This is a genomic window from Lentzea sp. NEAU-D7 (assembly GCF_026242055.1).
In the GTDB taxonomy this organism is placed as follows: domain Bacteria; phylum Actinomycetota; class Actinomycetes; order Mycobacteriales; family Pseudonocardiaceae; genus Lentzea.
The window spans coordinates 295,051-309,366 of record NZ_JAPJDL010000007.1 but is presented as its reverse complement, the minus strand read 5'-3'; the positions used below and the strand labels follow the sequence as shown (position 1 = coordinate 309,366).

The 14,316-nt window shown below is 67.1% G+C and carries 5 protein-coding genes; 2 read left to right on the top strand and 3 right to left on the bottom strand.

All coding sequences use genetic code 11. From position 1 onward, the window contains the following. Positions 1-51 precede the first annotated feature (51 nt). The 3 genes from ORI60_RS17325 to ORI60_RS17315 all read right to left on the bottom strand — a co-directional run bounded on the left by ORI60_RS17325 (position 52) and on the right by ORI60_RS17315 (position 7,076). On the bottom strand, positions 52-327 hold the full coding sequence (locus tag ORI60_RS17325) for a hypothetical protein (protein ID WP_266038412.1): 276 nt from the start codon (positions 325-327) through the stop codon (positions 52-54). Positions 328-513: 186 nt separating this feature from the next. Beyond that, positions 514-1,596 carry a mechanosensitive ion channel family protein gene (locus tag ORI60_RS17320; RefSeq protein WP_266038411.1) on the bottom strand — a complete coding sequence of 361 codons (1,083 nt, stop codon included), beginning with the start codon at positions 1,594-1,596 and terminating at the stop codon, positions 514-516. Positions 1,597-1,712: 116 nt separating this feature from the next. Further along, positions 1,713-7,076, bottom strand: a complete 5,364-nt coding sequence (locus ORI60_RS17315; protein WP_266038410.1) for a LamG-like jellyroll fold domain-containing protein — start codon at positions 7,074-7,076, stop codon at positions 1,713-1,715. Between the two features lie 347 nt (positions 7,077-7,423). Between ORI60_RS17315 and ORI60_RS17310 the strand changes: the two genes are divergently transcribed. Both ORI60_RS17310 and ORI60_RS17305 read left to right on the top strand, forming a co-directional pair. Then, a complete protein-coding gene (locus ORI60_RS17310; RefSeq protein ID WP_266038409.1) occupies positions 7,424-14,023 on the top strand; it encodes an RHS repeat-associated core domain-containing protein in 6,600 nt (2,199 codons plus the stop codon). After that, the gene (locus tag ORI60_RS17305) at positions 14,017-14,313 is read left to right on the top strand and encodes a hypothetical protein (RefSeq protein ID WP_266038408.1); all 297 of its coding nucleotides are present in this window, start codon (positions 14,017-14,019) and stop codon (positions 14,311-14,313) included. Before ORI60_RS17310 ends, ORI60_RS17305 begins: the two co-directional genes overlap by 7 nt. Positions 14,314-14,316 lie beyond the last annotated feature (3 nt).

Sequence of the window (14,316 nt, the reverse complement as noted above, 5' to 3'; positions counted from 1 at the left end):
CAGCCCGGTAGTACGCAGAAAGCCCCAGGATCCACGAGATTCTGGGGCTTTCTACGGTTCGGGCAGCTTGTTGCCGAGCGGCTCGTCCAAGTCCACCTTGGACACGCCTTTGATCAGATACGCGTCTTCCACCTTGTCGACCGGCATCTCGGCGCGCAGGTAGCCGATTCTGGGATCCCGCGACTCGACGGTCGCGCCCAGCCTCTCCAGTGCCTGCTCGACCTCCTCGTCGCGTCCCGGCTGCACGGAGATCATCAGTGGCACTGTGAGGTGGCCGTCGCGTTTCGCCTGCTCGACCCGGAGCTTGTCCGGTTTTGCTGAGGACACGGTCGGCACCTCCGCCAAGGGCACGGCTGGAGACCCGTTCGTACCACAACTGCCGAGAGCCAGCGCGCAGAACGCGACGGCGAGCGGTCTTCTCATGCGTCTAGGACGGAACGCGCTCCGGGGGCGGTTGCACGATCGGCGCCAGGAGTTCGAGATGCCGCCTGACCTGCGCCTTCGAGGATTCGGCTACTGCTTGGGGCCCGCAAACGCTTGCTCCCGCAGGGCACCGTCCAGGCTCTCGCCGAACACCCGAGCATCCGTGTGCTGGTCGCCGGCCGGCTGGGCCTTCTTGACCCCGGTCACGGTCTTCGTCCTCACCTGCGGCAACGCGCCACCGTGGTTGCGCTGCACCCAGTCGACAAGGTGCTCGCGCGTCAGGCACCGCAGGTCCCAGAGCTTGCCGGCGTCAGCGGCGCTCACCAGCGCACGCAACCGCACGAACCCCTGCGTGGCCTGCGTGACCTGCAAGACCGACACGCGTCCGTCCCACAGATCGCTGCCCTCCAGCATGGACCGCATCTCCTGCCGCATCGCCTCGACCGGCACCGTCCAGTCCAGATCGAGCTCCACGGTCCCGAGCAACGCCGACTGCGTGCGCGTCCAGTTCTCGAAGGGCGTCTTGAGGAAGTACGACGTCGGCAACACCATCCGCCGGTCGTCCCACAGGTGCAGCACCACGTACGTCAGCGTGACGTCCTCGACGCGCCCCCACTCGCCCTCGACCACCACGACGTCGTCGAGCCGCACCGCGTCGCTGAACGCGATCTGCAGCCCCGAGATCAGGTTGCCCAGCAACGACTGCGCGGAGAACGCCGCCACCGCACCGATGACCGCGGCAGACGCCAGCACGGTGGACCCGACAGCCCGTGCCCCGGGGAACGTCATCAGGATCGCCCCGACCGCCAGCACGCCGATGACCACCAGGACCAGCCGCCGCACCAGCGTGACCTGCGTGTGCACCCGCCGCGCGTGCCGGTTGTCCGTGACGTCAGTGCGAATGCGCGACAGCGAAATGTCCACAAGGGTGCTGATCAGCGCGGCCAGCAACCACGCTCCAGCCAGGATCAACGCGATCCCCAGCGCGTGCAACGTGACCGGGGCGTCGATCGGGTACGCGCTGAGGCTTATCTGAGCGGCCAGCAACGCGCCGAACACCTGACCTGGCCGGTACATCCTGCCGCTGTGGGTGAAGCGGCGGACCAGCCGGTGGATCACCTCCACCGCGAGCAGTGCGAAGGCCACTGAGCAGCCCATGACGACGAAAAGCACTGTGCCTCCTCCCTCAACGAGGGTGGGTACCCGTCGTGCGGGCAGGAGAACACCATGAGTCAGCTCACGAAAAACGGGCGGACAGCCGCAGCTGCCCGCCCGTTTCTCTTGTCAGCTCAGAGTTCTGCCCTCGGAGGGAAGTCGTTCACCGCCTCAGCCAGGTACTCGGCCAGCCGTCCGTGGTAGGCGTCGTTGGGCACCCCGTTGGTGAGGTACTGCGCCGCCACCTTGCTCGCGTCCCCGGAGTCGCGCACCGCCGCGTCGAAGTCGACGATGTGGTCCGCGTCGTAGTTCCGGTAGTTCGTCAGCATGTCCGCGTTGAGCTGTTGCCGCTGCACTTCCCGCGGGTCGCCGGCCGCGAGGCCGAGCGGCGGGATCGTCGTGAGCACCACGTGCAGCGCCGTGCCGTCCTGCCTGAGCTGCTTCTTCAGGCCGGTGCGGCTGTTGATCAGATCCGTGAGCGAGGCACGGACCTGGTCGGCGGGCACGCCGCGCAGGATTTCCGCGCTGCCCAGTGCGACCAGTGCCGTCCGGGCGTTGGCCGAGCTGAGCACGGACCGCTCGATCTCGGTCTTGTAGTCGGGTCCGAGCAGCACACCGGTGTTGGGGAAAGATGCGAAGTCGGGCTGCTGGTAGCTCAGGAGAGCGTCATTGGCCGTCAGTGCCCGCTGGTGCGCCCGCACGTCGGAGACGTTGCCGTTGAACCAGTTCACGTAGTTGGACGCGCCGGACAGCGAGCGGCCGATCACGAACTTCCCGGTGGCCGCGAAGGGGACCACGTCGTAGATCGCGCCCTGCAACTTGCCGTTGACGTACAGCTTGGCCGTGCGCGTCTCCGCGTCGAAGGTGCCGGTGAGGTGCGTCCAGTCCGTTGTCGCCTCGTCCCACGAGGGCATGTCCCGCACCCACGGACTCGTCGCGCTGTCCGAGCCGCGCAACGTGAACATCCAGCGCCGCGTCGCCGGCGAGTAGTGCAGGGCGAACCCGTCGGCGTTGGCGCCTTCCTGGCTCACCGCTGTCTGCGCGGTGGTCAGCGACCGGGTCTTCACCCAGGCGGACACGCTGAAGTTCCTTGTGGTGTCGACCACCTTGCCGCCGGTGGCGAGCGCCGCGCCGCTGCCGCTGAGCAGCACACTGCCGTTGTGGTCCGGTGAGAACGCGACGTTGCCGGTCGCCGTGGCTGGAGCGGTGCCGGCGGAGTCGCGTGCCACGGTGCCGCTACCGTCGTTCAGCTTCCACCTGCCGACGTCCGGCACACCCGCGCGGCTCGCGTTGACCAGGCCGCCGGGCAGCACTTGCCCGACCGAGCCCAGCTTGCCGGGGAGGTGGTCGACCCAGGTGTCGCGCTGGACCGTGCCGGGAGGCGCGGTCGCGGACAGCGAGTCACCCAGCACCACCACTGTGCCGGCGGCTGCGTCCGCGGTGGACACGTCCACCGCGGAGACGAAGTAGCTTCCGTTCAGCGTCGTGGTGAACGGTGTGCCGGTCGTGTCGGCGACGTTGTTGTTCCAGGACAGGAACGTCGGCGCAGAGGCACCTCCGTGCACCGGCGCGAGCGTGGTGCCGGTGGGGATGTAGGTGCTGACGACGAGGTTGCCGTCGCCGCCGGGCATCGCGATCGGGTCGCTGTAGATCTCGGCGCCCGCGTTCAGGGTGACCGAGGCGTTGCCGGAGAACTTCAACGCGGACGGCACCGCGGCGGTCGCGGCCTCCGTGCCCGACTGCGCGGCCACCGAGGCCGCGCCGATCTGGAGCGGGGAGTCGTTGCCCACGTTGGAGAACTTGACCCGCACCTGCGAGCCCCGCACGGTCGGCTTCAGCACCGTCCGCAGTGTCCGCTCGGTGAACCAGTGACCGTCCGGCGGCACCACAGCCCCGTCGGCCGGGGCCGCCCAGGTGCCGACCCAGCCGGCGTCCACCGGCCTGGGCGCCATTGCCAGCACGTGCAGCGCGGTCGAGATGACGCCGGGTGCCAGTGCCGCGCCGGAGTTCGGCAGGGTGATCGACTTCAGCGTCTTGTTCGGGTCGGTGGGCAGGAACACCGGCCGGATCACGGGCCGGCGGGTGCGGTCGACGGTGCTGAGGACCTTCCAGTAGGGCAGCACGATCTCGTCCGTGTGCAGTGGCGCGGCGGTCCAGTCCCCGATCTTCGGCATCGTCGGGTCCGAGGTGGTGCCGTCGGTGTAGGTGATCGTGGCGTTGCGCGCCGCGGTCTCACCGGCCGTGCTGAGCACCAGCAACCCCACTGAGTTCGCCTTCACCTGCTGAGCGGCGGGGAAGGGGATGGTCTGGCCGATCGCCACGACGTTGTCGTTGCCGGTGGCCGGGTTGCGCGCGGGCATCGTGAACGTGGCGCCGTTGACGGACAGGACCGATCCGGGAGCGAGGCCGGCGGCGGCCATGGCCTCGGTGGACAGACCGGAGTTGACGTAGTCCAGTGCCGCGGTCGGACCGGCGTCGTTGCCGATGCCCCTGTTGTTCATGGCGTCACTGAAACTGGCCGTCGTGACGTTGTTGATGGGCAGGAACGTTAGGTAGTCGAGGCCGATCCGGTAGCGGGCGTGGGTCGAGGCCGGATCGGTGCCGACCGCCGTGAACGTGATCTTGTGCTTGCCCGCGGTGAGGTGCACACCGTTGAGCGGCACGAACTTCGCGACAGCCGCGGGGTCGTAGCCGTTGACGGGTGTCGTGTCGGTCCTGCCGATCGGCCTGTCGTCGATCTTCACGCTGAAGTTGCCGTAGTGGAACGCGGCGGTCATGCCGAGCCCGACGGAGTAGTCGGCCTCGATCGGCGTGCTGAACTCGAGGGTGAACGACTTGCCGAGCTCGTCGTTGTCGAAGCGGCGCTGAGCGCCGCTGTTCCAGGCGGGACCGCAGCAGTCGGGCATGTGGTCCAGCGTCTTGTCGGTGGCGACGACCGGCATGGCCTCGGCGTCGAGCTTGACGGTGGGCGAGAGCTCGAGGAAGTCGAACCCGGTCTTGAAGGTGGTCGCGGTCGAGCCGGGCTTCTTGTTCATGGTCACCTTGAGCCGGTGCCATCCCGCCGCCAGTTGGACGCCCGCGAGTTTCAGCTTGTCATACCTGGGTGTCGCGGAGTTGGAGACGAACGGCTTGCTCACCGGGGCGCCGTTGAGCGCGAAGGTGAGCTGATCCGGCCACGCGGTCGTACTGTTCATCAGCCCTGCGGTGATGTCGTAGTCACCGTTGGCGGGCACCCGGAACTCGAAGGTCACCCACGCACCGTCGGTGGTCGACTGCATCGACAGGTACTTCCCGCCGGAAGCCGCGGCGTCCGGGACGAAGTTGAACTCCATTCCCTGCGACTCCGGCGAGTACACGTCAGGGGTGTTCTCGAACTCGTACTTCGCCGTCGGAGCCGGCGTGACGAACGAGGGCGACACGTAGAACTCGAACGCCTGCGACTCAGGTGACAGCTTGTGGGCCTGGTCGAAGCTCCGCACGTGCAGCGTGTGCCTGCCGGGCGCCAGGTTGGACGGAACGGTGATGGAGGCGGATCCGTTGGTCGTGCTCACCCAGCCGCCGTTGTCGAACGTCCTGTTGTAATCGCAGTCCGTCGTGGAGGGCAGCGTCTCGGTACCCGCACCGGCGAAGGTGTAGGTGAAACCGGAGATGTACTTGGCGCCGTTGGAGTTGAAGGTGAACTTGCCGGGCTGGTTCTGAGGCCGCGACCAGTAGCTGCCGACGTAGTCGTCGCTCTTGATCGTCGGAACCTGGGTGATCGGTGTGCCGCGGATGTAGAAGTGGGTGTGCGGCGACTCGTCGGACCACAGGTAGTACCCGGCGTTGCCCGGGTAGATGTTCCGGCCGGCCGACTTGTACTTGTACAGCCCGTCGATGAGCGTGTTGTCGCTCGTGAAGCTGCCGACCGAACCGGACGAGATCTCCGGCGGGACACCGGTCTTGGCGACGGTGGTCCCGTCCGCGTTGATGATCTCGTGGAAGAGGTGGAGGTTGAGCGGCGGGTTGTTGCTGTCCTCCATCGTCGACGAGACGGTGGGCTTGGAGTCCGGCGTGAAGATCGAGCCGTCGCATATCACGGAGTTGCTGACCGAGTACGGCTTCGGGTTCTGGGGCCGGAACGAGAACTTGATGTCGAGGCGGGGGTTGTTGCCGAACCGCTTCCAGTGGTCCATCGTGTCCTCGTTGCCGGGCGCCCGCAGACCGAGGTTGAGCCACTGGTAGTCCCACCTGGCCGCGTCCCTGGCAACGCCCTCGACCTCGAATTCCACCTCGCGCGCGCCACCGCACTGGTCGCCGGCGTTGGACCACTTCGTGTCGATGTCGGTCGTGCTGGCGGGCCCCGGCCACCTCGTGCCGGAGTTGATGCCGGAACCGATCATCGCGACGGTCGGTTCCGAGGTGCAGCCCATCGCGGTGTGCGCCTGGGTCACCCAGAAACCGGCGTCGAAGATCGTGGCCTCGTAACCGAAGCGGTGGTTGAGCTCGCTCACGGGGAAGTCGAAGTAGGACCGGGCCTTGAAGCTCGTGCTACCGCAGTTGCTGTCGCGGTACCTGTCGCAGTAGCCGACCTTGGCCCAGTCGCCGGTGTTCCAGGTCTGCCAGCCCGCGCTGGTGACCGTGATCCAGTTCGTCCGGTTCTTCGAGAGCGGAGGATCGATGTAGACGGGGTACCGCACGTCCGGCCCGGTCAGAGCGCCGGGAGCGGGCTTGATCTCCACCTCCGTCGCGCCGTCGCCGGCGGGCTTGGCGGTCACGTCCAGCTTGGAGATCTTGCCGTTGGAGGGGTCGATGCCCTGAACCGAGCCCGGCTTGCCGGCCTTGGAGGAGTCCCACATGATCGGCGACGAACCGCCGAACGCGACGTTCCCCTTGCTGTCGCTGGCCTTCAGCACGTCGTCCGATTCGGACAGTTGAACGCCGTTGCCGGAGAGGCGGTACTTGATGCGGGTCAGTTCGGGGTTGGCCGCGGCCTCGGCGTTGTGCACGACGAGGACGTGCGAGTACCCGAGGTTGTTCGCCTTGACCTTGAGGTCTACTCCGGGTAGGACACCGGGGTAGGTGGCGGAGTCACCGTCGATGACGGGTTCGGGCAGCGGCTTGTCCCAGTTGAGCGAGACCGACTTGTCGCCGTCCTTCAGCGTCGCGAGCGGACCGTCGCCTCCGCCGGAGAACATCAGGTCCGAAGTGGATGCCTTGGGCGCGATCCTGCCGTCCGCGTGCCGCACCAACGAGTTGTCCGTGGCGATCCACTTCCCGTCGCGCTTCACGCGCACCGGCTGGTTGTGGACGCTGAGGGTCGTCGTGCCGTCCGGGTTGGCGCGCACGACGGAGTTCTCCGTCGTCTTCTCGGGGATCTCCACCGGCTCACCGGTTCGCCGGGCCTCGGTCGCCGCGTTCGACTCGGTCGGCGATGCGGCGGCGGGCTGCGGAGCGGCGGGCCCGGGCGCCGCCATCACGGGCTGGGTGAGGCTCAACGCCGTCGCTGCCGCGGCGAGCACGGCGACGGCGAGCCTGGCTCTGGATCCTCTGGCAGAGAGCGATCTTGGACGCACTTGTACAACCCCCAGGTCTGACCGGCTCGCGAGGTGCGGCCGCGGCGCACGATAACTCCGCCCAGTCCTCAAAGGCCAGAGGACGTTGGCCACTCGGGTGACGCTGTGAACAACATCTGAAATGCATCTTCCCGAACCGCCGGTCGCTGGCTTACAGTCCCCGTCGCGGTGCTCCGTGCGGGGTACCAGTGCGCTGGGGGGTGTACGTGTTGGACGGAGATTTCGCGCGTGCTGAATCGGCCGGTTCGGGCCTGAGACGCAGACGCAATCGAACCAGGATCGCACTTCTCGCGGTGCTCGCCGTCCTGTCCTCGACCGCCGTGGCCATCACCGTCACCAGGTCGTCGACGCAGGAGACGAGCACCGTTTCCGCGCGCGTGCTCGATCACGTCGATCTTCCCGTGGCACAACGGGAAGAGCCGTCGGCCCCGGAGAACGGCGAGCTGCGCGACGCGCGCTGGCCGTCGGGCGCCCGCGGCACCGTGCTGGCCACGAGCAACCCCCGTCAAGTCGCGAAGACGCCGGTCACCGTCGCGAAGAAGACCGGAAAGCCGCAGGTCGTCGCGGCTGCGGTGGTCGACCAGGAGCAGAGCCGCAAGGCCGGCGTCTCCGGTGTGGTCCTCGATGTCCGCCCGACCGGTGAGGCGAAGGACGGAGACACACTCTCAGTGGGTCTCTCCTACGGGGAGTTCGACAAGGCCATCGGCGGCTCCTTCGGTTCACGACTGGGTCTGGCCACGATGCCCGCCTGCGCGCTGACCACTCCGGAACGCCCCGAGTGCCGAGTCCAGCAACGAATCCCGTCTCACAACGACCGCGCCAAGCGCACGGTCTCCGCCGACATCCCCGCCGAACCGGTGCTGCTCGCCGCGGTGGCGGACCAGTCCGGCCCTCAAGGCACGTTCAAGGCGAGCTCCCTCGGTCCGTCCGGCAACTGGTCCGTCTCGCCCGGCACCGGTTCGTTCAGCTGGTCCTACCCGATCGACGTCCCGGCCCCGGCCTCGGGCAAGGTCGCCCCGAAGCTCTCGCTCGCCTACAGCTCTTCCAGTGTGGATGGACGGACGTCCGCGACGAACGGCCAGGCGTCGTGGATCGGTCAAGGCTGGGACTACACCCCCGGTTTCATCGAGCGCTCCTACAAGCCGTGCAGCGAGGACAAGACGCTCCCACAGGCCCAGCAGACCGCGGACAACTGCTGGCAGGGCCAGATCGTCACGATGAACCTCGGTGGTCAGTCCAACCAGCTCGTGCGCGACGACAACACCGGTGTCTGGCGCACCTCGGGTGACCACGGCGCCAGGGTGGAGCTCGTGCAGGGAGCCGCCAACGGCCTTGCCGAGGGTGAGCACTGGAAGATCACCACCACCGACGGTGTGAGCTACTACTTCGGCCGCAACAGGGGTGACGGCTACAACGGCCAGGAGGAGACCAAGTCCGCCTGGGGTGTGCCGGTCTACTACCCCAAGGCCGGAGACAGCTGCTACCGCGCCACTTTCGCCGACTCGTGGTGCAAGCGCGGATGGCGCTGGATGCTCGACTTCGTCGAGGACCCGCACGGCAACGTCACCTCGTACTACTACACGCCTGAAACCAACTTCTACGGCGCCAACGGCAAGAACACGGGCGTTGAGTACACCCGCGGCGGCACGCTGAGCCGCATCGACTACGGGCTGCGCAAGGTCGGCGGCTCCATCTACACCACGCCCGCGCCGAACCAGATCGTGTTCACCCCGGCCGCCCGGTGCGTCCCGGCCGACGGTTACAACTGCGACCTCGCGCAGCTCGACGAGTCCAAGGCCAAGTACTGGCCGGACCTGCCCCAGGACCAGATCTGCAAGCCGGGTGCGACGTGTGAGAACCACGGCCCGTCGTTCTTCTCCACCCAGCGGCTGAGCAAGATCACCACCCAGTACACCGTCGGCGGCGTGACGAAGCCGGTGGACGTGTTCGAGCTGGGACAGACCTATCCCGAGCTGGCGGACAAGGAACTGCGGCTCGACTCGATCAAGCGCACCGGCTACCACCCGGACGGCACGTCGATCGCCATGCCGCCGATCACGTTCGAGAGCCAGCCGCTCGCGAACCGCGTCGAGGGCTACAACTCGACCGGTGCCTACTTCCACTGGCGTCTCACGAAGGTCACCACCGACACCGGCGGCCGGATCAACATCACCTACAGCGACCCGGACTGCACCGCGTCCAGCCACCCTACGAACTTCGCCCAGAACGACCGGCTGTGCTACCCGGTGTACTGGACGATGCCGCTCAACAGCGACCCCGTGCTCGACCTGTTCCACAAGTACGTCGTGCGCAAGGTCGTCGCCGAGGACAGCAACAAGGTCGGCGACGACCCGCGACCGGTGTCCCCGCAACAGGTCACGACGTACCGCTACCTGGGCACGCCCGCGTGGCACTTCGACGACAACGAGCTCGTCAAGCCTGAACACCGCACCTACGGCCAGTTCCGCGGCTACGAGAAGACCGAGGTCCTCAAGGGCGACGGCGACGGCCCGGAGAAGGAGACCCTGACCCGGTCGACGTTCTACCGCGGCATGGGCGGCACCGTCACCGACTCGCGCGGACAGTCCGTTGTGGACAACAAACTCTTCGCCGGCACCGTTCGCGAGGAAGAGGTCTTCGACGGTGACGGCGGCACGCGCCTGTCGTCGACCTTCTCCACCCAGACGGTGGTCGGCACGCCGACGGCCAGCCGGGCTCGCCCGGGCCTGGAGCCGCTGACCGCCAACGTGGTCGAGGTCGCCGGCACCGCGTCCGTCACCTACCTCGCCGGTGGCGGGGAGAAGAAGGCCTCGACGGTCAACCGCCACGACGCCCTCGGCCGGGTGATCGCGAAGACCGACTCCGCCGACGGCCTCCCGGACCTGTGCACGACGAGCAGGTTCGCGGAAAACCTCGCACTCGGCATCCGCGACCGGATCTACGAGGTCGTCCAGTCCCAGCAGGCCTGTCCGGCGGAGGGCGTCGCGCCCGCGCCGGTCACCAAACTGGTCCGCACCTACTTCGACGGTTCGGCCACGCTCGGCGCGATCCCCGGCGTGGGCAACCCGACCAGCACCTCCGAGGCGGTGCGCGCCGCCGACGGCTCGCTCACCTTCCAGCCGAGCGGCACCATCTCCTACGACTCGTCGGGCCGGCCCAACAAGACCGTCGACGCGTCCAACCGCACCACCCTCACCAGCTACACCCCGGCTGACGGCGGACGACTGTCGAAGATCGTCTCCGTCAACGCGAAGAACCAGACCAGCACCGTCGAGTTCGAGCCGTCGCGCAACGCCACCGTCAAGACCACCGACGTGGGCAACCGCGTCACGGAGGCGACCTACGACGCGCTCGGCCGGCTGACCGCGTTGTGGAAACCGGGGCAGGCCAGGAGCATCAGCGATCCGTCGGTGAAGTACGAGTACGTCCTTCGCGCCGACGGGCCGCTCGCGGTGACGTCCAAGTCGCTCGTCGACAACGGCACCAGCAAGAACTACGTGACGGCGGTCAGCCTCTTCGACGCGTTCGGTCAATCGCGTCAGACGCAGTCGGAAGCACTCGACGGGTCGGCCAACCGCGTGGTCAGCGAGACGTTCTACGACTCGCACGGCTGGGCGGTGTCGAGCAACAACAACTTCCTCGTCGCGGGAGCTCCGGGCACGACGCTGGTCGACGTCGCGGAAGCGTCCGTCGACAACCGCACGGTCACTCAGTTCGACGGCTCCGGTCGCGCCGTGCAGGCCACGTCCTACAAGGGGCTCACGGCGGTCGAGCAGACCAAGACCGTCTACGGCGGCGACCGCACCACGACGTTCCCGCCGGCCGGCGGCGTGATCAACGAGCAGATCAACGACGCCCGCGGCCGGGTAGTGGAGACCCGCCAGTACACGACCGCGCCCGCGGTCAACGGGTCCGTCGTCTCCGGCGGCGCGTTCCAGGCGACCACGCGCCGGTACACCGCCAACGGCCTGCTGGACCAGATCAAGGACACGGCCGGCAACGAGTGGACGTTCAACCACGACCTGCGTGGCCGCGTCATCAGCCAGACCGATCCCGACGCGGGCACGGTGAGCACCACCTACGACGCACTCGGCCAGGTCGAGTCGACCCGCAACGCCGCCGGACAGACGTTGTTCTACGAGTACGACGAACTCGGCCGCAGGACTGTCGAGCGCGCCGACTCGAAGACCGGCGCGATGCTCGCGCAGTGGCGTTACGACGGTGCCACCAACGGCGTCGGCCTTCCGTTCTACAACACGCGGTACACCGCGAACGGCAACTTCGACTCCGGCCCCAGCGCCTACGACGGCGCGGGCAACGTGACCGACCTGATCCTGCGCGTTCCGACGTCGGAACACGGCCTGGCCGGCACCTACACGACGAAGACCGCCTACACGACGACCGGCCTGCCGAAAACCCTGACGCTGCCGGCGAAGGGCGGGCTGCCCGGGGTTCCGATCGCCACGTCGTACACCAAGTACGGGCTGCCGGAGAAGACCGAGGGCTACAACGCGTACGTCTCCGCGTCCACCTACACCCCGTTCGGTGAACCGCTGAAGTACGTGCTGGGCGCCAACAACGCGGCCACCGATCTGTCCTTCGGCTACGACGCCCACACCCGCCGGCTGGCACTCACCAAGCTCTCCGGCGGTCCGTCACCCCTGATCGACGAGACCACCTACAGCTACGACCACGCGGGCAACCTGCTCAAGCAGATCAACAACCAGGGCGACCGCGGCGTCCGCTCGCAGTGCTTCGCCTACGACACGCTGCAACGCCTCACCGAGGCCAGGACGTCGACCGACGCCTGCGCCACCGCCCCGTCCAAACTGACCCTCGGCACCCTGTCGCCGTACTGGCACTCGTGGACCTTCGAGCCGACCGGCCTGCGCAAGACCCAGGTCGCGCACAGCCTGACCGCGGGCCAGCCGGACAAGACCACCACCTACGAGTACCCGGCCGCGGGCACCGCTCGTCCGCACTCGCTGACGAGCACCTCCGACGGCACCTCGTACACCTACGACGCCTCGGGCAACACCAAGACGCGCACCCTGCCCACCGGCGTCCAAACCCTCGACTGGGACTACTCGAGCAGGCTGAAGTCCGTCACAGCGCCGGAAGGCACCACGTCGTACATCTACGACGCCGACGGCAACCAGCTGATCCGCCGCGACCCGGACAAGACGACGCTGTTCACGCCGGGCCAGGACCTCGTCCGCAACCACGAGTCCGGCATCGTCACCGGCACCCGCTACTACGCGCACAACGGCACCAAGGTCGGCATGCGCATCGCCGGCGGCAACTTCAAGTTCGAGGTGTCCGACCTCCACCAGACCGGCCAGCTGACCGTCGACTCGGTCTCCCGCGACGTCACCCGCCGGGCATCAGACCCGTACGGCAACGTGCTGGGCGAGATCACCGGCGGCCCCTGGCCGAACGGGAGAGGCTTCCTCGACAAGCCGGTGTCGTCCGTGACGGGCCTGACGGACATCGGCGCCCGCAAGTACGACGCGTCGACCGGCCGCTTCATCTCGGTCGACCCGCTGCTCGACCTCACCGCCCCGCAGACCTGGACCGGTTACACCTACGCGAACAACAACCCCACGACGTTCGCGGACCCGTCCGGTCTCTTCTGCGACGGCTGCGAGTACGCGGGCAGTGGCGACAACCACGGCGTCGGCTGCTCCTACGACCCGACCGGTTCCTGCCGCTCGCAGGAGGAAGTCGACCTCTCGTACCAGATCCGCACGGGCCGCAACGAGAACACGGCCAAGCAGCCGATGATCGGCGGCCGCCGCGTGCCCACGTTGAAGGAGCTCAACAGCCGGGTCGTTTACGGCACCTTCGGCAACAACGACTACCTGGAAGGCGTCGAGGCCTGGGCGAAGCGGACTTGTCAGCGTGCGAGTGCCGCGGATCGTGACTTCTGCAGCGCTGCCGACGCGATGGGGCTGCTGGAGCCGAACCCGGTGGGCAAGGCGATCCTCGAGGTCGCCTTCCAGTTCGTGTGCAACAGGTTCGCGCCTTGCGCGGTGGCTTCCATGGCCGTCGGGTTGCTGATCGCCATGAACGAGGGGCCTGAGGCCCAGGTCGACGCGGCGATGGACACCAAGGGGCCCCGTTCACCCAGCACCACCAAGAGCCGGACAGCTTCGTGTTTTGGCAAGAACAGCTTCACCGGGGACACGCTGGTGTTGATGGCTGATGGCTCGACCAAGCGGATCGATGAAATCCGGGTCGGAGATGAGGTCGCCAACAGCGACCCTGAGAGCGACACCGCGGAACAACATGCCGTTCGCTTCGTTCACGTCACGGACGAGGACAAGGATTACGTTGACCTGACCATCGCGACGCCGAACGGCGTTGAGGCGATCAACGCGACAGCTCATCACCGCTTCTACAGCGTGACAGCTGGTGATTGGGTGTTCGCCGCAGACCTGAAGCCAGGAGACCAGCTCAACACGTCCGGCAACGGTCGCGTGTCCGTGGCTTGGGCCCGTCATTACACAGGGCAATCCCGCACCTACAACCTGACGATCGACGTCGTACACACCTACTATGTGATGGCCGGCCGAACGTCGGTGCTGGTGCACAACGGCAACGACGAAGACTTTCCGCCGCTGGAAACTCAGGTGAAGGGCAGAAACCAGCCACTGACCAACAAGCAGGCCAAGGACCTCGCCGCTTACCTCGGCTACAAGAAGACGAGCACCTTGATCAAGGGTCAGATCGTGTTCGAGGGCAAGAAGGACTACATCGTGCAGGACATCGGTGATGGTGACGGGTCTCATAACGGCGGTACGTGGAAAATCGGAAAGACGATCGAGTCCCTCAAGAGCAAGAAGACCCGGACTGCCACCACGGACGCGCTTCTGAACGAGATCGGATGTTGATCGACATGGCGGAAGACCAGCCATTCTACTGGGGTGTGGACATTCCTGGTATGTCGTGTGACCAGAGCTCCCTGGTGGCCGCCGCAGTCGAGGGGCAGGCGCTCGATCTCCGAGTCGTGCAGGTGAATCCTGCTGAATTCCTCACCCTCCACCTGGATCAGGACACGGTCGAGTCTGTGTTGGCCGGATTGGCTGGCTCTCAACCTGATCCCGTTCTCGACGGCTTCAAGGAGATTCTTGCGGACTGGTTGATCTGGTTGAGCGGATCTCACGTCGAACCGGAGCGGTGATAA